The 19,826-nt window shown below is 70.0% G+C and carries 19 protein-coding genes and 1 pseudogene; 7 read left to right on the top strand and 13 right to left on the bottom strand.

The window, feature by feature from the left end:
• Nucleotides 1-6: 6 nt before the first annotated feature.
• From ABZ880_RS26970 to solA, 3 genes are all read right to left on the bottom strand, one after another.
• Nucleotides 7-1,026, bottom strand: coding sequence for an ABC transporter substrate-binding protein (locus tag ABZ880_RS26970; RefSeq protein WP_361267457.1), 1,020 nt, complete (start codon nt 1,024-1,026; stop codon nt 7-9).
• A gap of 129 nt (nt 1,027-1,155) precedes the next feature.
• Complete coding sequence (locus tag ABZ880_RS26965; RefSeq protein ID WP_361267455.1) at nt 1,156-1,839, bottom strand: haloacid dehalogenase type II; 684 nt, start codon at nt 1,837-1,839, stop codon at nt 1,156-1,158.
• A 105-nt stretch (nt 1,840-1,944) separates the two neighbouring features.
• The gene (solA, locus tag ABZ880_RS26960; protein WP_361267453.1) at nt 1,945-3,081 is read right to left on the bottom strand and encodes an N-methyl-L-tryptophan oxidase; all 1,137 of its coding nucleotides are present in this window, start codon (nt 3,079-3,081) and stop codon (nt 1,945-1,947) included.
• Nucleotides 3,082-3,359: 278 nt separating this feature from the next.
• Here solA and ABZ880_RS26955 point away from each other — a divergent pair, with 278 nt between their 5' ends.
• Nucleotides 3,360-4,982 (top strand): PucR family transcriptional regulator ligand-binding domain-containing protein, encoded by a 1,623-nt coding sequence (locus ABZ880_RS26955; RefSeq protein ID WP_361267451.1) that lies wholly within the window; start codon nt 3,360-3,362, stop codon nt 4,980-4,982.
• Between the two features lie 245 nt (nt 4,983-5,227).
• Here the strand turns inward: ABZ880_RS26955 and ABZ880_RS26950 are convergent, their stop codons facing one another.
• The 6 genes from ABZ880_RS26950 to ABZ880_RS26925 all read right to left on the bottom strand — a co-directional run bounded on the left by ABZ880_RS26950 (nt 5,228) and on the right by ABZ880_RS26925 (nt 10,826).
• Nucleotides 5,228-6,286: a tartrate dehydrogenase gene (locus ABZ880_RS26950; RefSeq protein WP_361267449.1), complete on the bottom strand. Its 1,059-nt coding sequence runs from the start codon at nt 6,284-6,286 to the stop codon at nt 5,228-5,230.
• Between the two features lie 73 nt (nt 6,287-6,359).
• Nucleotides 6,360-7,244, bottom strand: a complete 885-nt coding sequence (locus ABZ880_RS26945; RefSeq protein WP_361267447.1) for a LysR family transcriptional regulator — start codon at nt 7,242-7,244, stop codon at nt 6,360-6,362.
• 526 nt (nt 7,245-7,770) lie between these two features.
• Nucleotides 7,771-8,223, bottom strand: coding sequence for a hypothetical protein (locus ABZ880_RS26940; RefSeq protein ID WP_361267445.1), 453 nt, complete (start codon nt 8,221-8,223; stop codon nt 7,771-7,773).
• Nucleotides 8,224-8,409: 186 nt separating this feature from the next.
• Nucleotides 8,410-8,991, bottom strand: a complete 582-nt coding sequence (locus ABZ880_RS26935; protein WP_361267443.1) for a hypothetical protein — start codon at nt 8,989-8,991, stop codon at nt 8,410-8,412.
• Between the two features lie 25 nt (nt 8,992-9,016).
• Nucleotides 9,017-9,679 carry a response regulator transcription factor gene (locus tag ABZ880_RS26930; protein ID WP_361267441.1) on the bottom strand — a complete coding sequence of 221 codons (663 nt, stop codon included), beginning with the start codon at nt 9,677-9,679 and terminating at the stop codon, nt 9,017-9,019.
• Nucleotides 9,654-10,826: a sensor histidine kinase gene (locus tag ABZ880_RS26925; protein WP_361267439.1), complete on the bottom strand. Its 1,173-nt coding sequence runs from the start codon at nt 10,824-10,826 to the stop codon at nt 9,654-9,656. Before ABZ880_RS26925 ends, ABZ880_RS26930 begins: the two co-directional genes overlap by 26 nt.
• A 175-nt stretch (nt 10,827-11,001) precedes the next feature.
• On the opposite strand from ABZ880_RS26925, the gene ABZ880_RS26920 reads away from it, so the two are divergent.
• Complete coding sequence (locus ABZ880_RS26920) at nt 11,002-13,263, top strand: MMPL family transporter (RefSeq protein WP_361267437.1); 2,262 nt, start codon at nt 11,002-11,004, stop codon at nt 13,261-13,263.
• A gap of 65 nt (nt 13,264-13,328) precedes the next feature.
• Nucleotides 13,329-13,451 (top strand): hypothetical protein, encoded by a 123-nt coding sequence (locus ABZ880_RS26915; protein ID WP_361267435.1) that lies wholly within the window; start codon nt 13,329-13,331, stop codon nt 13,449-13,451.
• A 405-nt stretch (nt 13,452-13,856) separates the two neighbouring features.
• On the opposite strand, the gene ABZ880_RS26910 is transcribed toward ABZ880_RS26915, so the two are convergent.
• The 3 genes from ABZ880_RS26910 to ABZ880_RS26900 form a co-directional block, all read right to left on the bottom strand.
• Nucleotides 13,857-14,342: a hypothetical protein gene (locus ABZ880_RS26910; RefSeq protein WP_361267433.1), complete on the bottom strand. Its 486-nt coding sequence runs from the start codon at nt 14,340-14,342 to the stop codon at nt 13,857-13,859.
• A complete protein-coding gene (locus ABZ880_RS26905) occupies nt 14,329-14,628 on the bottom strand; it encodes a hypothetical protein (protein WP_361267431.1) in 300 nt (99 codons plus the stop codon). The genes ABZ880_RS26910 and ABZ880_RS26905 overlap by 14 nt, the downstream gene beginning before the upstream one ends.
• Before the next feature lie 1,058 nt (nt 14,629-15,686).
• On the bottom strand, nt 15,687-15,872 hold the full coding sequence (locus ABZ880_RS26900) for a hypothetical protein (protein ID WP_361267502.1): 186 nt from the start codon (nt 15,870-15,872) through the stop codon (nt 15,687-15,689).
• Between ABZ880_RS26900 and ABZ880_RS26895 the strand changes: the two genes are divergently transcribed.
• From ABZ880_RS26895 to ABZ880_RS26880, 4 genes and pseudogenes are all read left to right on the top strand, one after another.
• Nucleotides 15,814-16,116: an FAD-dependent monooxygenase gene (locus ABZ880_RS26895; protein ID WP_361267429.1), complete on the top strand. Its 303-nt coding sequence runs from the start codon at nt 15,814-15,816 to the stop codon at nt 16,114-16,116. The genes ABZ880_RS26900 and ABZ880_RS26895 overlap by 59 nt on opposite strands.
• Nucleotides 16,001-16,294 (top strand): annotated as a pseudogene (locus ABZ880_RS26890) (hypothetical protein); the annotation flags it as partial. The gene ABZ880_RS26895 and the pseudogene ABZ880_RS26890, both read left to right, overlap by 116 nt.
• 292 nt (nt 16,295-16,586) lie before the next feature.
• Nucleotides 16,587-17,273, top strand: a complete 687-nt coding sequence (locus ABZ880_RS26885) for an HdeD family acid-resistance protein (protein WP_361267427.1) — start codon at nt 16,587-16,589, stop codon at nt 17,271-17,273.
• 212 nt (nt 17,274-17,485) lie between these two features.
• On the top strand, nt 17,486-18,427 hold the full coding sequence (locus ABZ880_RS26880) for a diacylglycerol kinase family protein (protein WP_361267425.1): 942 nt from the start codon (nt 17,486-17,488) through the stop codon (nt 18,425-18,427).
• A 315-nt stretch (nt 18,428-18,742) separates the two neighbouring features.
• On the opposite strand, the gene ABZ880_RS26875 is transcribed toward ABZ880_RS26880, so the two are convergent.
• Nucleotides 18,743-19,822, bottom strand: a complete 1,080-nt coding sequence (locus ABZ880_RS26875; RefSeq protein ID WP_361267423.1) for an alpha/beta fold hydrolase — start codon at nt 19,820-19,822, stop codon at nt 18,743-18,745.
• Between the last annotated feature and the right edge of the window lie 4 nt (nt 19,823-19,826).

The raw sequence follows: 19,826 nt of genomic DNA, 5'->3' as shown, positions 1-19,826 counted from the left end.
GGCGTCTCAGTCCTGCGGGACGGCCGTGGCCGCGGTCTTGATCCCTAGGTCCTGGAGCCCCCAGCGGCCCAGTGCCTGGGCGTACTTGGGGCTGTCGATGATCGACTGGAGGGCGGCCTGCACCGCGGGGGTCAGCGGGGAGTCCTTCTTCAGGGCGACGGTCACGGGCTTGGTGGTCACCAGGGGCTTGAGGACGTCGAACGTCTTGGGCTGCTGCGTGGCCGCCCACTCGAGCGCGACGAAGTCGTACATCACCGCGTCGATCCGCTTGGAGACCAGCTGGGTGAGAGCGTCGTTCACGCTGGGCAGGGTCACGGCCTTGATGGCCGGCTTGCCCTTGCTCGTACAGTCCTGCTTCGACAGCTGGGGCAGCCACTGCAGCTCCTGGGTGCTGCCGGAGGTGACACCGACGTGGTGCCCGCACAGCGTGTGGGTGCCCAGTTTCTGCGGGTTGCCGTAGGGGACGGACACTCCGGTCCCGGCCTTGAAGTAGTCAACCATGTCGAGCGCCTTCAGCCGGTCCGTCGTGGCGCCCATGGTGGAGGCGGTGAAGTCGTACCGGTTGGCCTGCAGTCCGGTGATGATGGTGTCGAACTTGACGTTGTTGATCTGGAGCTTCAGGCCGAGCTTGGCGGCGATCAGCCGGGCGATGTCCGGGTTGAATCCGATCGGGGTCTTGTTGTCCGATGCCATGAACGTGGTGGGCGGGTACGACAGGTCCATGGGCACCGAGAGCGTGCCCTTGGCCTTCACCGCCGCGGGCAGCAGCTTCACCGCGTTCTGGTCGGGCTTCACACCGACCGATATGTCGTCGGTGTACTCGGCGGACGGGCCGGATCCTGCGCCCTGTGCCGTGCTCTTCGCCCCCACGTTCTGCCCGGTGGCGCCCGCCCCGCACGCGGCGAGCGCGAGGGCCAGGGCGGTCGTGACGATCGGGATGCTCAACTGCCTGTTGACGTGCATGGCGGCAGCCACGGCGCCTGCGGTGCGGCGTACGGTTCTGCGGCCTGTCCGGTTGATTTCCATGGCGGTGCCTCCTGGGGAACGCGGGGATACGGGGAGCCGGTGATGCGAGGGGTGTGACGGATGCGGGGGGCCGTGATGCGGGGGACGATGTGTGGGTCGGTCCGGGGGGCGGGACGTCGTCGTGGCGCGTCAGATGCCCAGCATCTGGTTGAGCTCGTCGAGGGACTTGACGGTCACGTAGTCGTAGCCGTGGGTGACCGGGTCGTAGCCGCGGTCCAGGAGGACGAGGTTGCGGAAACCCAGGTCGTGCATCGGCATCAGGTCGTAGCGGGTGTGCGAGGAGACGTGCACGAAGTCCTCGGGGGACGCGTCGAGCTGGTCGAGCATGTACTCGAACGCCGCGTAGCGGGGCTTGTAGTAGCCGGCCTGCTCCGCGGTGAAGATCGCGTGGAAGTCCGCGCCGAGCCGGGGCACGCTCTCCGCGAGGAAGGAGTCCTCGGCGTTGGAGAGGATCACCAGCTTGTAGTGCTCGCCCATCTTCTTCAGCGGTTCCGGCACGTCCGCGTGCGGGCCCCAGCTGCGCACGCCGTCGGCCAACCGCTTGCCGGCGTCCGGGGCGGCCTTCACGCCCCACTTGCGGCAGACCCGCTCGAACGCGTCCTGCAGCGTCTGCTCGTAGGGGCGGAACGCGTCGAGGATCGAGTCGTAGCGGTAGCCGCGGAACTCCTTGACGAACTGGTCCCAGTGCTCGACGGGGATCTGGTCACCGACGAGTTCACGGGTGATGGGGGTCATCGGCCACTCGATCAACGTGCCGTAGCAGTCGAACGAGACGTACTTCGGGCGGAACTGGAACGAGGGGATGGGACGCATGGAAGTACTCCAGTCTCTTGTGCGTGGGTGGCCGGTCAGGCGGTGTTTTTGTCATGCTCGCGACAGGCCGGAGGGTGGGGCGACGCCGTGGACGATCGCCGGGGATCAGGCCGCGCCGACACCCGCAGGAGCGAGGAAGGCGACCGGGTGCCGGGTGGTGCCGTCGAGCGCCAGGTCCGCGGCGATCTCTCCCATCGCGGGCGAGATCTTGAAGCCGCTGCCGGAGAAGCCGGCCATGACGATGATGTCGTCCTCGCCGGGGAGATGACCGACGAGCGGGTTTCCGGACTGCGTGTAGCCCTCCATGTAAGCCGACATCCTGATGGGGTCGGGGTTCAGGTCGGGCATGAGTTCATCGATGAGCTCGCGGAAGGTGCCGAGTTCCTCGGGGCGGACCGTGCGGTCGAGCCGTTCGGGCTCGGGCACCGGCGCGTGGTACTTGAAGGAGAGACCGAGCTTGACGGAGATGCCGTCGGGCGACGGGATTCCGAAGCAGTCGTGCGGTACGGCGCGCACGAACGGAGGAGCACCGCCCGCGAACCAGTCGTGACGGGTGGGCAGGTGCCAGGAGCAGACCACCCGCCGGACGTCGATGGCTCGGGCAAGGTCCGGGAGCAGCGTGTTGATCCAGGGGCCCACGGTCACCACGGCGACGTCCACGTGATCCGTACCCTGGTCGGTGACGACCCGCACCCCGCCGCCCGCCGCGGGCACGACCTCGCGCACCGTGGTGTAGCGGTGCAGTCGGGCGCCCAGGTGCTCGGCACGGCCGGCGGCGGCCTGGATGGACGCCTCCGGCCTGATGACGGCGCCCAACCGGTCCAGGACCGCGATGTGTCCGCTCGGGAGCCGGTGCTGCGGGTAGCGGCGGGCGAGTTCCTCCCTCTCCAGGACCTCGTGATCCAGTCCCTGGGCGGCGCTGATGGACAGGAGGAGGCTCATCGACGGTGAGGAGGCCTCCCCCATGACCAGGCTGCCGCTGCGGCGTCGCAGGGACCGGCCGGTCTCCGCCTGGAGCTGCTCCCACATCCGGTCCGCCAGCCGCAGCAGTGGAATGTACGCGGGCTCCCCGAGGTGGACGGCTCGGTAGATGCGGCTCTCGCCCCCGGCCGCGCCGCGGTCGTGACCCGGTGCGTACCGGTCGTAGCCGATGACCTCGGCTCCGCGGGCGGCCAGTCGCCACATGGCCTGGCTGCCCATGCTGCCGGCACCGATCACGGCGACGCGCTTCGGGATGCGCATGAGGTCGCTCCTCTCGATGGTGTGATCTGGGTGGCAGTCGGGCCCCAGCACGCTGCGGATACCGTGCGGACCTTTGCAGTTCGGATCCTGCCGGGGATGGCGTTCACTTTCCGCCCGTCGGAACCTGCAGGTCAACCCACACTCTGTTCCGGCTTGGGGCCTTCTCGAGACGGTCTGTCACGGCGGACGACCGGACTGCCCGAATGACGGGCCGCCTCTTGTCACGATGAGTGGCCGGTGCCAAGGTGAGCCGGATTCCTTCAGAAGAAAGACCCCCTATGCCGCCCAGACACACCGCAACCGGGCACTTCCCCACCCTCAGGGAGGTACTGCTCCTGCCCGTGCTCGCCGAAGGGATGCCGCGCGTGCTGGCCGGGGAGTCACGGCTGGACAGCCCGGTGCGCTGGGTGCACGTCACCGAGCTCCTCAACCCTGCGGACTTCCTGGAGGGCGGGGAGCTGGTACTGACGACCGGCATGCCGCATCCCGAGGACGCCTCCGAGCTGCGCGGCTACGTCGACCAGCTCGCGGACGTCGGCGCGGCCGGCCTGATCGTGGAGCTCGGTTATCGGTACCAAAGGGTGCCCCCCGAGCTGGTGGCGGCGTGCCGCGCTCGCGACGTGCCGCTGGTCGAGCTGGCCCGTGGCGTCCGGTTCATCGACGTCACGCAGACGGTGCACGCGCTCATCCTCGACGCCCAGGGGGCCCTGCTGCGCCGCGGGAGGGACATTCAGGACATCTTCACCGCCCTGACGCTGCGGGGCGCGGCCCCCGAGGAACTGGTGCACACCACCGCGGAGCTCACCGGAGCCCCCGTGGTACTGGAGGACCTCACCCACCGGGTCCTCATGTGCGAGCTGCTCGGTCGGCCGTACGAACCGGTGGTCTCGGCCTGGTCGCGGCGTTCACGAGCCGCACCGACACCGGAGAGGATCACGCCGAGCGGCCCGGAGGGGTGGCTGATCGCACCGGTGCAGGACCATCGCGGACCATGGGGCCGGCTGGTCCTGCTGGAGGGCCGGCTCAAAGCCGAGCCCGATCCGGAACACGTCCTCGTGCTGGAGAGCGCGGCGGTCGCGCTGACCATGGCGCGCCTTGCGGGGCAGGCCTGGTGGGAGCGCCGGGCCCACCGCACCGTACTGCGGGACCTGTACGAACGGCGTTTCCGCTCCCCCGCCGACGCGCGTGCCCGCACCGAGGCACTGGGGCTGCCCACCTCCGGACACCGGCTCTTCGCCGTCGTCATCCGCCACCCGCGCACCGGCACCGAGGATGAGCACCTCGACGAACGGATCGCGAAGGCGCTGACGCACACGGGCGTGCGCGCCCTGGTCGGCGAGACGGCCCCGGGTCGGATCGGCGTCCTCATGGCACTGGCACAGGCGAGCGCCTGGCAGCCGGTCGCCGAGCGGATCGGCCAACTGACCCGGGAAGAACTCGGACCGCGGGCAGTTGTCGCCGTCGGTCCCGGGGTGACCGACCTCGGCGGGATCGCCCGGTCGTGGCAGGAGGCGGAGCAGACCGCCGAGGCCATCACCCCGGCCTCCCCGGAGCGGTGGTTCTACGTGCCCGCCGACGTCCGGCTGCCGGACCTGCTGGGCGTCCTGCGGGCGGACACGCGTCTTCAGCGGTACGCGGAACGGCAACTGACCCGCCTCATCGAGCACGACGACCGCAACAACGGCGATCTGCTCCCGGCGCTGCGCGCCTACCTCGCGGCGGCCGGGAACAAGTCGGTCGCGGCAAAACACGCCGGCATGTCCCGGCAGGCGTACTACCAGCGCCTGCACACCATCGAACGGCTCCTCGGCTGCGACCTGGAATCAGGTCTGCAGCGCACGTCCCTGCATGTCGCGGTGCTGGTCCTGGACGCGGGTGAGGCGCCTGCTCCCGGCGCATGACCCCGGCGCCGAGGACTTCACGCCGTTGGCGATGTGTGGCGAGGTGGGGTACGTGCACCCGGTGTCGGGCTGCAGGACGGCGACGGCGATCAGGCCGCCGAGGAGGGCGCGACAAGTGCGCCCGCATGGAGAAGGAGCGGGGACATCAGCCCACCACAGGTCGTTGAGAAGGGCGGAGGGCGCCTGAAAGTGCTCGCGACCGGTGGGCGGCGTCGTCCTGGCCGCCCACGGCGCAAGGAGACGGCTCAGAGGAGTTCGATCAGCTTGTCGGTGAACTCGGCGGTGGTCGCGGTTCCGCCCAGGTCACGGGTGCGGGCATCGCTCTTGGCCAGAACCGACGCGATCGCGGACGTGATGTCCCTGGCCGCGGCGGGATGGCCGAGGTGATCGAGCATCATGGCCGCGGACCAGATCGCGCCCAGTGGGTTGGCGATGCCCTGGCCCGCGATGTCGGGCGCCGAGCCGTGCACCGGCTCGAACATCGAGGGAAAGTCCCGCTCGGGATTGAGGTTGGCCGACGGGGCGATGCCGATGGATCCGGCGACCGCGGCCGCGAGGTCGCTGAGGATGTCGCCGAAGAGGTTGGAGGCGACGACGACGTCGAAGCGGGCGGGGTCGAGGACGAACTTGGCCGCCAGCGCGTCGATGTGTTCCTGGTCCCAGGTGACGTCGGGGTGCCCGGCGGCCTGTTCGGCGATCAGCTCGTCCCAGAACGGCATGGTGTGGATGATGCCGTTGGACTTGGTGGCGGAGGTGAGCCTTCCTCGGCGGCGGGCGGCGAGCGAGAACGCGTAGTCGGCGATCCGGGTGACCCCGGCGCGGGTGAACACCGCTTCCTGGACGGCCAGTTCCTCGGACGTGCCCTGGTTCAGCCGTCCGCCGATCTCGCTGTACTCGCCCTCGGCGTTCTCCCGCACGACGACGATGTCGACCTCGCCCGGACGTGCGCCGCGCACCGGACTGTCGATGCCTTCGAAGACACGGATGGGCCGGAGGTTGACGTACTGGCGGAAGCCGCGCCGGATCGGGATCAGCAGTCCCCACAGCGAGACATGGTCGGGCACCCCCGGGTATCCCACGGCGCCCAGCAGGATCGCGTCCTTGTCGCGCAGTTGGTCGATCCCGTCGGCGGGCATCATGGCGCCCTCCCGCAGGTATCGCTCGCACGACCAGTCGTACGACGTGTAGGACAGGCTGAAGCCGTGGCGGCGGCCGAGAACATCGAGCACCCGCTGTGCCGGAGGCAGTACCTCGGCGCCGATGCCGTCGCCGGGGATCAGGGCAATGCGGTGGTTGGTCGTCATGCCGTCGATTGCAGCAAGGCGGTCCGTGGGAAGTCCAAGACGCAAAGCGGATATCGCTGATAAGCGGTGCCTATCAGCTGCCGCCGGCCGAGGTGGCGGCCGTGACGAACGCGGCGGCTGCCGGCGACAGGGTGCCGCGGCGGCTGACCAGAGTGATGTCCAAGCTGGTCTCCGGCTCGATGTCCAGGACGTGGGCGCCCAGCCGCCGGGCGAGGTCCCGCCAGGAGTCCATAACGACCGCGAGCCCTACACCGGCCAGTACCAGGGGCATGAGCGACACCCGGTGCTCTGTCTCGGCGGCGACGGTGAACTCGATGCCCTGTTCCCGCAGCGCGTCGACGTAGGCGCGCATCCCCGTACCCGGCTGCCCGACGATCAGCCGCTGCCCGGCAAGCTCGGCGCACGCCACCGCCGTCCGATCAGCGAACGGGCCGTCGGCCGGCACCATCAGCACGAAGCGCTGCCGCTCCAGCGCATAGGAGACGACCTCCTTGTCGGAGAACGGACCGGTGGACGCCAAGAGCCCCAGTTCCACGGCACCCGTGCGCACCATGTCGACGACATCACGCGCGGTGAACGCCGCTTTGATGGCCACCGAGACGCCGGGGTACTGGTGGCTGAAGGTACTCACCAGACTCGTCAGCGGCTCCACCGCCTGCGACGGCACGGATGCCACGTCCAGGCGCCCCTCACGTAGCTCGTGCACCGCCGCGACGCTCGCCCGTGCCGTCTGCAGACTCCGCACGGCCTCCCGGGCAGGCTCGATCAGGGCCCTTCCGGCCTCCGTCAGCACTGCCCTGCGTCCGATGCGATGGAACAGCTCGGAACCGAGATCACGCTCCAGTGCCCGTACGGCCTGCGACAGCGACGGCTGCGACACGTACAGAGCCGAGGCCGCACGGTTGAACCCACCACGGTCGACAATCGCAAGGAAGTACTCCAGCTGCCGAATGTCCATACGCGCCCTCTGTCCCTGAAAGAAGCAGACCGACGACTCGTCGGTCCCGACCATGGTGGTCTGAACGATCGCCTCGTCGAAGTCCGGACCACCGATGCGTCGCCCAACAGCGGTCACAGCCAACGGAGGAACTCAGCCGCACTCGGCCCAGGCAGGAACCTGACGCCATGGTCATAGGATCCGGTGCTGGAAGGCACCAAGCGACCTTCGGGTAACTGAGCCCGGAGGGAGGACACCGCTGGTCCCGGGCGAACGCAAGTGAACCTTCGATGATGCCCCGTGACTTTAAGATCTCACCAGTTGCACCCCGATGGCCGGGACGCTCTTGGGCTTGAACGCTCCGCTTCACACCTCGCCGTTACCACCGACGCATGGGAGCGCGGGGACGGGCCTTGGACACTGCCCCGAAGTTCAGCCGATCGATACCTCCTTCACATGGCTGGACTTACTTACCTGGAGCGACTTCGTATCGCACACTGGGCGCTTCAGTTGGCACCGCTCGCCAACTGGAGCCCTCAATCGCGAGTCAGTGAAACCAGACGACGAGACGTACGTTTTCTGCGCCGTGGATCTCGCCGAGGATGGCCATCACGCGCCAAACCCGGCCCCAGTCGGTGTCGGCACCCGCGGCCGCAGCACGACTCCGTGTGCCGCAGGCGTCTGTCTCCTGCCAGTCGGTGGCCTCGAGCTCGGCCCAGGTCAGCCACGTGGTTCCGAACACGTCATCCGGGCCGCTGTAAGCCAAGAAGTCCCTGCGCAGCCCATCCGAGGTGTCATCCGGGAAACCGCGCCCCTCGGCCAGGGGCCGGAAGCCGAAGGAGTTACGGATTCCGAAGAGGCAGGCCAAGCCGTCGTAGGCGTTGCCCACGTTGAGCAGAAAGAGGTCGATGCCGGCTTCCCATACGGAGTCCTCGTCCTCCGGACCCCACAGCCGAGCCCCCGGCCGGCACTCGATCATTCCGCTGACGTCCGTCGACATGCCCGAGATCATGCCGTCAGCCCCTCAGCCACCGCATGCGCATTTCGCGACGCCCACTCATACGACCTCATACATGCTCACGCACACTCAAACGCCAGCAGTTCACAACCCCTCGCCGGGCGAAATGCATGGCGACTGCGTGGGGCAGCCACAAGTAGCCCGGGCGGAAGGGGACCCATGCCGGACCTAGGGAAAGGCGACTGCGGAGGTGATCGGCGAGGACGAGACGTGGAAGGTCCGCATCTGCACATCATCGCGCCGCTGGGGTCGCCGGTGACGACGGATTCGATCGGCGAGATGATTGCCGCGCTGGTACGCCGGGCTGGCCTGCAGCGCAGCGTCGTTGCGCGCATGCTGCGCCATGCCTTTGCCAGTAACGTCGCCGACGCCGGCGGGGTTCTGGACGAGGTGCAGGCGTTGCTGGGGCAGAGCCGTCCTGGCTCGCCTCGGCCCTATCTGCACCCCGCGGCGGGACGGCTGCGCGAGGCGATCGAGCGGGTGCCCTCTGCGCGCCTCGCCGATCTGCTGCGCAGTCGGGAACGGCTCGCCGCGTTCAGCGCCGACACCTGGGCCAGGGACGAGGCGATGCCGTCCGACGAGGAAATCACTCGTGTACGGCGGCTGATCCGCCGCGTCGGCACCGACCTTGACGACCTCACCGACGAGGACCGAACGCAGATCCAGCAAGCCGTCGCAGTGGTCCGCCGCAGCCGCCAGGTCGTTGCCCTTGGCATGCCCCGCATTGCTGCGCCGGTGCCCAACCCGCACCCCGAAACATGGCCCGACACCAGGCTCAGGTTCCGGGGAGGATACGGCGCGTTTCGTAGGCCCACATCGCGATCTCGACCCGGTTGCGGGCGCCGAGTTTGGCCATCAGGCTGGCCAGATGCGTCTTCACCGTGCTGAGGCTGATGTGCAGCGCATCGGCGATCTCGGTGTTGGTCAGCCCGCGAGCGACGGCGAGGAGCACCTGCTCCTCGCGGGCGGTGACGGGAGAGACCGGCTGGGCCGCGGGCCGGCCGGCGGGCAGGTCCGCGAATGCCTGGAGCAGACGGACGGTGACGCTGGGCGCAATGAGCGCCTCACCGTCGGACGCCGACCGTACGGCCTGGGCCAGAAGGTCCGGTCCCGTGTCCTTGAGGAGGAATCCGCGGGCGCCGGCACGCAGCGCGCCGTAGACGTACTCGTCGAGGTCGAACGTGGTGATGACGACCACGGCCAGCGGGTCGGCGACGCCCGGGCCGGCGACCGACCGGGTGGCCTCGAGCCCGTCGATCACGGGCATGCGGATGTCGAACAGGCAGACGTCGGGGCGCAGTTCGCGGGCCAGACGTACCGCTTCCTGTCCGTCGGCGGCCTCGCCGACCACCTCGATGCCCGGCTGGGCGTTCAGCATGATCCGCAGCCCGGTGCGGATGATGGTCTGGTCGTCAGCGACGAGGACGCGGATGGGCACCGCTCTCGGTCCTCCCTCTCGGCAGCTCGGCTTCGACATGCCAGCCCTGGTCGACGCCGGGGCCGGCTTGTAGTGTGCCGCCGAGCAGGGCAGCGCGTTCGCGCAGTCCGGCAAGTCCGTATCCGGCACGGCCTCGGCCGGTGCGTTGGCCGTTGTCGCGCACACTCACCCGTACCGTGTGCCGTTCCGCGGTGACCCGGACGACGATCTCGGTCGCGTTGACCGCATGGCGCATGGCGTTGGTCACCGACTCCTGCACAATGCGGTAGACGGCCGCGTCCACGGCCGGGGGCAGCGTGTCCAGTTCGCCATCGAGCCCCAGGTCGACCCTGAGGCGACCACTCGGCGTGCGCACCAGGCGCTCCAGATCCGCGACACCGGCAGGCGGCGCCAGCTCGGCGCCGGCCCCACGGTCGCGCAGCGCGGCGACCATGGCTCGCATTTCCTCCAGCGTGCGCGCCCCCTCCTCCTCGATCCCCTCCAGCGCCTCGACGGCGGCGGACGGGTCGGTGCCCGCGAGCACCCGGCCCGCCTGGGCGCGGATCACGATGGCCGAAACATGGTGGGCCACCGTGTCGTGCAGTTCCCGGGCGAGCTGCTCGCGCTCGCGGGAGCGCACCTGCTCCAACTGCCGCTCGCGAGCGGTCGCCCGGAACCGCACGGCGGCCCCCATCAAGCCGGGCAGCAACAGGAAGACGAAGCCCCCGACCTGTTCGGCGGCCGGGGTTTCGTCCGTGACGGTCGACAGCGCGAAGGCCGTGAGGATCACCGCGCTGCCCAGCACGATCTCCCGTCCCGATCCCCACCGGGGCAGCGCATACACCAGTACGACCACAACCACGCCGGTGTTCAGGCCGACGGGCTCGGCAGGCGCGGCGATCAGCGAGGCGATCTGGAGCAGGATCACCGAGCCGAACGCCAGCGCGACCACCGCCAGCGGGCGGGTCCGGCGCCACAGGGGCAGCACGCACAGCCAGACGGCCAACACCACTGCCACCGGCCGCCACACGACGTTCTCGCGCAGGATGGCCTCCAGCACCACACCGCCCAGGCCCGCGGCGAGCAGCGCCCAGTCCCGCCACACCCGGGCGGGCGCACCGGGCGGGCGGGGTTCGGTCCACAGGGTTCGCAGGTCGTCGCGCAGCACGGTTCTCAGCCTAGGGACCGCGCCGCGGTGCGCATCGGCCGAAAGGACGGGGCGTCACTCCGCCCTGGGGCCGACGGATCCGCGGCCCGCGAGCCGATGCCGCAGAGCGCCGTGGCCACGAACCTCGGCATCGGCGGCCGTACAAGGACGGCCGACGAGGTGGTTGGAGGACCCAATGCTCTCGAAAGCCCTGTTGCGCCTGGGCGCAAGCGCCGCCCGCCATCCCTGGCGGGTGATCGCGGCATGGCTGCTCGCCGCCACGCTCGCCGTCCTCGCCGCATTCACCATCGGCGGGCGGACCGCGGACTCGATGACCGCTCCGGGACTGGACTCCCAACGGGCCGCGCAACTGATCGAGCGGGCCGGCACCGGCCAGGAGGGGATGACCGCCCAGGTGGTCGTCACTCCCCTCGACGGCGGAGCGACGTTCCTCGACCGCGGCAGTGCGCGCACCGCGCTCGCGCGGCTCCAGACCGAGGTGCAGCGGCTGCCGCACGTGCTCGGCACGACCGACCCGGCGGGGGCACTCGACGCAAGCCGGGACACCGCCGTGCGCGGCGGCCTCGTCTCGGCCGACGGGCGGATCGCGGTCGTCCGGGTGCAGTACCCCGACCAGAGCCGGCTGTCGGCCGAAGACCTCCACGCCCTCGTCGATCTCGGCGACCGGCTGCGCGCCGAGCTGCCCCTGCGCATCGAGATGGGCGGGAACCTCTTCTACGTCTTCTCCGACGCCGACGGCGGCGCGAGCGAGCTGATCGGCATCCTCGCCGCGGCCGCGATCCTGTTCCTGGCGTTCGGTTCGCTCGTCGCCGCCGCGCTGCCGATCGGCATGGCGGTCTTCGGGCTGACCGTCGGGGTTGCCACGATGACGGTACTGGCGGGGGTGACGGACGTCCCGACCTTCGCGCCGGTCCTGGGCAGCATGGTCGGGCTCGGAGTGGGCATCGACTACGCGCTGTTCGTGCTCGCCAGGCACCGGGAGTACCTCGCGCGCGGGCTCGATCCCCGCGAGGCGGCGGGGCGAGCGGTGGCCACGGCGGGGAGGCCCGTGGTCTTCGCCGGCGGCACCGTCGTCGTATCGATCCTCGGCCTGGCGGTCGCGAACGTGCCGTTCATGACGGTGGGCGGGTTCGCCGTGTCGATCGTCGTCCTGATCATGGTGGTCGCGTCGGTGACGCTGCTGCCGGCCTTCCTCGGCGCCGCCGGCCCACGCCTGGCCCGGGCCGGCCGGATCGGCCGGGCTCTGCAGACCAGGAAGCCGGGCCGACTCGCACGGCGGCGGGAGCCGGCGGCGGGCCACGCCCCCGCCGCCGGGTGGCGACGCTGGATCGGGCACGTCAACCGACACCCGGTGCCGTACGCGGTCGGCGCGGCGGGGCTGCTGCTGACCGCGACGCTGCCCGTGCTCGGCCTGCGCGTCGGCCTGCCCGACGACGGCTCACTGCCCCACAGCCGTACCGAGCGCCGCGCCTACGACCTCGTCGCCGAGGGGTTCGGCCCGGGCACCAACGGTCCCCTCGTCATCGCCGCGGACCCCGCTGGTGATCCGGGTGTGCTGGACCGCCTCGTCGGGGCGGTCGCGGCGGATCCGGGCATCGCATCCGTCGCGCCGACGCATATCGATCGGGCCACCGGCATCGCGACCCTCGTGGTGTTCCCGACCACCAGCCCTCAGGACAAGGCCACGGCCGACACCATCGCCCGGCTGCGCACCGACGTGCTGCCCACGGCGATCGGGCACGGCCCGGCCAGGGCCCACGTCGGCGGCGCCGCCGCGAGCCTGTCCGATGTGGGCCAACGCACCAGCCAGCGCCTGCCGGTGTTCGTCGCCGCCGTGCTGGCGATGTCGTTCCTGCTGCTGATGCTGGTCTTCCGCTCGATACTCGTACCGCTCAAGGCGGTACTGCTGAACCTGCTGAGCATCGGCGCGGCCTACGGCATCATGGTCGCGGTCTTCCAGTGGGGCTGGGGAGGCGCACTCATCGGGCTGGAAGCGACGGTTCCGATCGTGTCGTTCATCCCGATGTTCCTCTTCGCCATCCTGTTCGGCCTGTCGATGGACTACGAGGTGTTCCTCCTCTCCCGCGTACGCGAGGAGTACCTGCGCACCGGCGACAACGGCACGGCGATCGTTGAGGGCGTCTCGGGCACCGCCCGGATCATCACCTCGGCCGCCCTCATCATGGTGGCGGTCTTCCTGTCCTTCGCCGTCGCCGAGGACCCCTCCACCAAAATGTTCGGGCTCGGTCTGGCCACCGCGATCTTCATCGACGCCACGGTCGTACGCATGGTGCTGGTACCGGCGACCATGACACTCCTCGGCCGGACCAACTGGTGGCTGCCGAAGTGGCTGGACTGGATGCTTCCCCGCGGCCCGGTCGGCACCGACGCGGAACCCACGGGCGAGACCCCGCGTCCACGGCTGGTTGACCGTTGACTCAACTCCCTGCCCGCCCTTGGCGTCCGGCACCTGAGCGCGTCACCCAGGGGGCATACCGAGTCATGATCATCGGGTGGTCCTGGCAGTCCGCCGCGTGGGCCGGTTCGCTGGTGGCCGCCGCGGCGCTGCTGGCGCTCGGAGTCGAAGGCCTGTCGGGGCTGCTGTGGAGCGGTCCGGGCTGTTGATACACCGAGGCCGCTCGGTGCAACTGGGCGGACCCGCCGGGCCGTCGGCCTGCGGACCACGCGGCAGCGTCCCCGCGTGGTGCGCCGCTCGAACCTTCGGAGGCCAGGAAGCGGCGTTCCCGAACCGGTGAGCCAGACAGTGGGCCCGGGCCCCAGTCACATCTGCGATCACGCTGTCTGTGACGTCCAACGATGGGTGGCCACGGACAGCAACAAGACCGCTGGTGAGCAGGGTGTACACAATGACGGTTGGCCAGTTTGCTCAGGGACGGTTGGCCACTGCAGCCCCGACTTCGTCGCGAGCGTGGAGCCGCCGCCTGGCACGGGTCGAATGTTGCCGACTGCGGCTCTCTGCAGCGGCTCGGGCAGGAGCTGAGGAACTTTGGGGCCGTTGCCGCAGGCACGTCATGTCCGAACGTCGTCGGGCCTGTGCGTTGGCTTCGGCTTGTCGGTCGTCTTCGTGGCCAGCCGGTCTGCGGCACCCCGGTAGGCCGCCCATGCAAGGAACAGGATCTCGACGCCCGCGGCGATGCCCGCGGCCCGGAACTTCCCTGAACCTGTCGAAGGAGTGCCCAGCAGCACCGGGATCTCCCCCCGGGGATCTACAGTGACGGTGACGGTCTGGCCGGCTTTCAGGCCGTCCCCGGACACGTTGCCTGGCAACGGCTGTCCCGACGGATCGGCCAGCTGCGCGACGTGAGATGGCGGATCGGCACCCTGGTCGACCCAGTACACGTCGGTCACCGTCGCCCGCTCCTGCCGGCCTCGGGCGTGCAGCGCCCGCTGGTCCAGGCCCGAGTAGGTCTGGTACGTCACGACCAGAGCAGCGATGGGCACCACGATCATCGCCAGGACGACCCAGGCCTTGGACCAGCCCTCAAACTCCTCCATGCGGCACCATCAGCCCGAGGAGAAGGAAAGCCAGGAGATAGAGCACGGGATACACAAGTAGCGCCAGCCAGATGCTCTGCGTGACGTGCAGCAGGATGCCACTGCCACCCTCAAGGCCCAGGAACACGACCGTGGAGCTCACCAGGAACAACGCGGCCAGGCCCAGCAGGCGCCCCCGCCTCAGTATTCGCCCGGCCACAACACCCCCACCACCGAACCGTTCCGCGTCAACCCGCCACCGAGAAGCACAAATCGACCGTCTTTCGCGCCCCTCGTTCAACGTCACTTGAACAGTGCGCCATCGACCCCGGTGGCATCAAGTGGATTCGACTCAGGGGCCCATGGCGAAGGCGCCCCGCACTGGCCAACCATCATCGCGAGTGGCCAACTATCACTGCGAGTCACACTGTCGACGGCACGCCCGAAGACATGTATCGAACACTTGCTCGAATTCTGGGTATGGTGGATGCCTGGAGAGGCGCAGGTCAGGCAGGGGGTACGTGAGGGGCAGGAGGTGCGGGGCCGTGGATTCGTCCAGAGGTCGATGTCCGGCAGGGACGTGCGCCGCTCGCTGAGGAACCGTTCGAACAGCAGCCGCGCCGCCCACCTGGGCAACGGCCGCCGACGGCGCCAACGACCGGGCGAGCGGGGTGAACCGCTCGATAACCTCCATGAGCTCCGCGAGCCCTTCACCCTGACGAAGCCTCACGTGGAGGAAGACCGCCTCCCTCACCACACCCTCCCGAACGCAGCGACACTGGACGGCGCCCGCGAGGCGCGGCTGCGGGTTGAGCCGGTCATCGACCGGCTCAACGACCGTTACGGACCCGGGACGGTGGGCCCTGCGGCAGCTCTCGCATGAGGCGACTCCCTCCGCTGTCCGGTGTTTCGCGGTTGCACGTCTGGGACTTCGTTGCAGGCGGGTGCAGAGGTCACGGGGCTGCTCGTCCTGGTGGCAGCCGACGCCGGCTGCCAGGGCGGGGACCGGCCGGCCAGGAACTGCGGGGCAGGCCCGTTGCGCGAGGGCCGTGGTCCGGCGGAGGTACCGCGACGACGGGCCGACGGTGCCGTGGGTCAGTTCTCGGGTTTCCAGGTGATTTTCACCTTGCCGTTGGCGCCGTGGAAGGCCCCGCCGAAGGTACGAGGCCGCCAGCTCGCTGGGACCGCCGAGGCCGGGAACAGCCGAGCTGCCGCTGCCGCCCTGCCCGCCGGATTCGGGCGACTCGTCCACGTTGCACGCGTCGTCGCTGGTGCTCGCGCCGCCGCCGGTACCGACGCGACCGTCACCGGTCGGATGGCAGTGGTCGACATGGTGGACCAGGAGAAGCTGTGGCCAGGATTTCACTACACGCCGCATGGCGTGTACGTGTACGGGCTCGGGGTGAGCCGGATGTCCACAGTGGAGTTCGTCGGCCCGCCGCGGCAGGTCGAGCCGCTCACCGTCGAGGAGCTGCAGGACAGCATCCGGCCGGTGAGCGGCACCGATGTCACGATCACCACGATGTTGTCCGGGACCCGCTGGATCGACACGGCGCGGCAGGCGACCCTGTACCGGGCCGGCCGGGTCCTGCTGGCCGGGGACGCGGCCCCCCGTGTACGCGCCGGTCGGCGGCCAGGGCCTCAACGTCGGTATCGTCGACGCGGCGAACCTCGGCTGGAAGCTCGCGGCCGTGGTATGCGGCTGGGGCGGCGAGGACATCCTCGACACGTACACCACAACGGCATCCGGGCGCGGCGCGCTTGCTGCAGAACACCCGGGCCCAGATCGCCCTGATGCGACCCGACCCGCAGACGAGGGCGCTGTGGGAGATGTTCTCCGACCTGATGGACCTGGGCGACGACCTCCGGCTCGTCGGCACCCTGTGCCCGGACAGGAAGTTGACGCTGGAGCGGCCCGACCCGGACGTCGTCACCGCGGTGACCCGGTCGGCGGACCTCCGCCGTCGCCTTGAGCGTTGTGTTCCTCGCCCGGCCGGGATCAAGGACCGGCTGCCGGCGTCCGGGTAACGGCTCACGAGCACCGTCCGCGCCCGTCGGCGATCCTCCGGGGCGAGGAGATCTCGGCACTCTGGGCGCCGGCAGCAACGCATGGAGATCGCACGAAGCGGCATCCCCGGGAGCTACGGCGCCGGCGCAGCAGATCTCACCCGGCCACCTCCCCCTCGTCGGGCGATACGGGGCCGGGCGGAGTGACGATGGAGGGGAACCGATCCGCCTCCTCTCTTCTCGGAAGGGTGAGCTGGTATGACACCTCCCTCCGATTCCCCATCAGGCACCGGCACTGCACCCCAGCACGGCACCGAGCCACCAGACGCCTCCCTCGGCGCAAGCCTGGCGGCCTTGGCGAACATGGGCTGGCAGATCCTTCTCACCACGGGCCTGGCTGCCATCGCCCTCGGCGTCGTGGTCCTTGCCTGGCCGGAGGAGACGCTGCGGGTCGTCGGTGTGCTCTTCGGCATCTATCTGCTGGTCATCGGTGTCTTCCAGCTGGCCGCCGCCTTCGGCACGCATATCCCCGGGCCTCTTCGGGCCTTGCATTTCCTCACGGGCGCGCTATCTGTCCTGCTCGGGCTGATCTGCTTCCGCGGCACCCTCCAGTCGATCCTGCTGCTCGCCCTGTGGATCGGCTTCAGCTGGCTGCTGCGCGGGACTATGGTCACGGCCACGGCCGCCTCCGCCCCGGACACGCCGGCGCGCGGCTGGATGCTCTTCACCGGGATCATCGGCATGCTGGCGGGCATCGTGCTGATCGTCTCGCCCTTCACCTCGATCGGCGCGCTCACCCTGGCGGCGGGCATCATGGCCATCGTCCTCGGCGTGATCGAGGTATTCCACGCCATCAGGATGCGCATCGAAGTCGGCCGTCTCGCTCCCGGGACCACTGCCAAGCGGCGGCCTGTGTTCCGCTCCCAGCCGCACCCTCAGCACTGAGCGCGGCACAGATTCCGGCCGCCCCGCTGCTGCAGCGTCCGCCGTACCGGACGTCTGCGGCAGACAGCATCTGCCCAGCTGCCCGCAGCGCATGGACGCGCCGCCAACCGGCGCTGCTCAGTACCGCCGCCACGCCGTCGGGAGGCAGCGATGTCCTACGTCAACCGGTCGGCCGCCGCAGGCCGGCCTGAAGAGTGAGAGTGGGTGCGGTGATGACCGACGCTCGCACGCGTGCCCAGGTGGTGATCGTGACGAACCCACGCTCGGGCGGCGGCAAGACTGCTCGTTACGGCCTGGTGCAGCAGGCCGAGGACATGGGAGCCCAGGTCTGGATGACCAGCGCGGAACGGGACGCGGCGTCGCTCGCCCGGAACGCCGTCGAGGAGGGGGCGCAGGTGTTGGGGGTGGCGGGCGGTGACGGCACCGTATCGGCCGTCGCCGCAGTGGCCGCCGACGAGGGCCTCCCGCTGGTCGTCGTCCCGGCAGGCACCCGGAACCACTTCGCCCGGGACCTCGGCCTTGACCTCCGCGATCCGGGGCGGGCGCTGGACGCCCTGGTCGACGGTGAGCGCACACAGGTGGACCTGGGGGTGCTCGGCTCACGTGTCTTCGTCAACAACGTCTCTTTCGGCATGTATGCCGACGCCCTGCTGGAGCCCGGCTACCGGGAGGACAAGCCGCGCGCGTTCGCCACGGTGGCCCCCGACTATCTCAAGGGCAAGCAGTGGGTCGAGGCCCGCGTGGACACCCCCTGGGGGACCGTCGAGTACCCGCAGGTGGTGCTGGTCTCCAACAACCCCTACCACCTGGCCACACCGCGCTGGCTGGGGCGCCGCTTCTCCCTCACCACGGGACAGCTGGGCGCCGTTGTCCTCAAGCGGCCGGCGCAGGCACCCCCGGACCTTCTGCGGCACCTGCGCGGCCAACTGCGACAGCACAAGCGCGGTGCCGGCCCTCCGGGCGAAGGAGCTGTCGTCTGGTCGGCTCCCGGCATCACGCTGCACGGTGAGGTGCGGCACCTGGACGCGGGCATCGACGGTGAAGCGGTGCGGCTTCCTCTCCCCGTCCTGTGCGGAATCCGGCCGCATGCCCTGCGCGTGCTGCTGCCCAAGGACCGGCCAGGGCTCCCGCCGGAGCGCGCGGCGCGCCACTGAGGGACCCGTGCCGCGCAACACAACCGGATGGCCTGCTCCGGTCCCCGTTCCGTCCGCCTCATACGAAGCGGGCCGCTCCCGGTGATCATCGGGAGCGGCCCGGCCCCCTTGGCGATGCCGTCGGGGCGCTATCCGGTTGCCTTCTCTTCCGCCTCCATGCGGGCCAGCCGGGCATCGAGGACCGTGTACTCGGCCTCTTCGACGGGAGGCTGAAGGCCCCGGATCCGACAGCATCGTCCCCCTCCGCGGACCGCGGCCGCGTGGAAGCATGGACGCATGTCCGGCCGAGCCGGGACCTGTGCCCCGCGGCGGCCGTCACCGCCGTTTGCCGAGGAAGTCGAGGATGTGCCCGAACACGTCCAGGGCGGCGCCCCGGCCGAGGAATGTGTCCAGGTGACCGTAGCCGGGGATCTCGGTGTACGACACGTCGAGGTGGGGCTGCCGGTGGGCGAGGATCTCGTGGCAGAGCTTCTGGGAGTCCAGCCACAGCCCGTTCTCGCTACCCGAAAGCAGCAGGACGGGGGCGTCGATGCCCCCCGCCGCATCGAGGGCGTTGGGGGGCAAGGCCCGGTAGCGGTGGTCGGTGTCATGCCAGCGGACCACGCTGCGGGCCAGCTCGATACGGCGCAGGTGGGGCAGGATCCACAGCGGCGCGGGGCCGAGGAGTTCGGCGAGCCGGTCGTGGGTGGCCCCGGACAGGTTCTCGTGCACGAAGAGCGAGGCACCCGTGCCCCAGGCCGAGTTGTGCAGGATCTGGCAGGTCGGGTCCGGGCAGTTCGCCTTCCGGGAGGCCAGCGCGAACAGCGGGGTGTACTTCGACCACAGGCCCACCTTGCGGAAGTCGACCGGTATGTGGTCGATCCGGGTCTTCAGCAACTCCCCCGCCACCGACATACGCAGCGATGTCCGGCCCGCGAGCTTCGGGGTCAGGAAAACACCCTGGGACACCACGCCCGCGAGGCCGGGCACCAGCCCCGCCGCCATGCTCAGGGAGAGGGTGAGGGAGCCGATGCAGTGGGCGACCACGAACAGCGCGCGGTCGCCGATGCGTTCGCGGATGTACGAGACGGCCTCGGGGATGTCGTACAGGGCCACGTCGTCGTACGTGTACGTATGCCCGGTCTCGTTGTACGGCAGCCGGCAACTGCCCCGCCAGTCCAGCAGCCAGGGCTCGTAGCCGTCGTCGAGGAGCACGTCGACGAGGTTGCGTGTCTCCGGCAGCAGGAACATGTCGGCGGACGCGGTGTGTCCGTGCAGGAGCAGCACGGCGGGCCGGTCCGACTCGCCGGTGTCGATGCGGGTCAGGCCGAGCCGCGCGCCGTCGCTCGCCTGGAAGGGGATCTCCTCGACGGCTACCGGATCGAGGCGGTGGTGGAGGCGGCGGGGGGTCGGCATTGTC

Origin of the sequence: Streptomyces sp. NPDC047043 (assembly GCF_040644055.1) — a bacterium.
In the GTDB taxonomy this organism is placed as follows: domain Bacteria; phylum Actinomycetota; class Actinomycetes; order Streptomycetales; family Streptomycetaceae; genus Streptomyces.
The sequence above is the reverse complement of the archived record's forward strand: the minus strand, read 5'-3'. Positions and strand labels throughout refer to the sequence as shown.

Excerpts from the sequence above, each read along its gene's own strand:
- ABZ880_RS26875 (WP_361267423.1), bottom strand. The coding sequence starts at position 19,822 with ATGCCGACCCCCCGCCGCCTCCACCACCGCCTCGATCCGGTAGCCGTC.
- ABZ880_RS26915 (WP_361267435.1), top strand. The coding sequence starts at position 13,329 with ATGATCATCGGGTGGTCCTGGCAGTCCGCCGCGTGGGCCGGTTCGCTG.
- ABZ880_RS26940 (WP_361267445.1), bottom strand. The coding sequence starts at position 8,223 with ATGTCGACGGACGTCAGCGGAATGATCGAGTGCCGGCCGGGGGCTCGG.
- ABZ880_RS26880 (WP_361267425.1), top strand. The coding sequence starts at position 17,486 with ATGACCGACGCTCGCACGCGTGCCCAGGTGGTGATCGTGACGAACCCA.
- ABZ880_RS26970 (WP_361267457.1), bottom strand. The coding sequence starts at position 1,026 with ATGGAAATCAACCGGACAGGCCGCAGAACCGTACGCCGCACCGCAGGC.
- ABZ880_RS26945 (WP_361267447.1), bottom strand. The coding sequence starts at position 7,244 with ATGGACATTCGGCAGCTGGAGTACTTCCTTGCGATTGTCGACCGTGGT.
- ABZ880_RS26885 (WP_361267427.1), top strand. The coding sequence starts at position 16,587 with ATGACACCTCCCTCCGATTCCCCATCAGGCACCGGCACTGCACCCCAG.
- solA (WP_361267453.1), bottom strand. The coding sequence starts at position 3,081 with ATGCGCATCCCGAAGCGCGTCGCCGTGATCGGTGCCGGCAGCATGGGC.
- ABZ880_RS26950 (WP_361267449.1), bottom strand. The coding sequence starts at position 6,286 with ATGACGACCAACCACCGCATTGCCCTGATCCCCGGCGACGGCATCGGC.
- ABZ880_RS26965 (WP_361267455.1), bottom strand. The coding sequence starts at position 1,839 with ATGCGTCCCATCCCCTCGTTCCAGTTCCGCCCGAAGTACGTCTCGTTC.
- ABZ880_RS26955 (WP_361267451.1), top strand. The coding sequence starts at position 3,360 with ATGCCGCCCAGACACACCGCAACCGGGCACTTCCCCACCCTCAGGGAG.
- ABZ880_RS26920 (WP_361267437.1), top strand. The coding sequence starts at position 11,002 with ATGCTCTCGAAAGCCCTGTTGCGCCTGGGCGCAAGCGCCGCCCGCCAT.
- ABZ880_RS26910 (WP_361267433.1), bottom strand. The coding sequence starts at position 14,342 with ATGGAGGAGTTTGAGGGCTGGTCCAAGGCCTGGGTCGTCCTGGCGATG.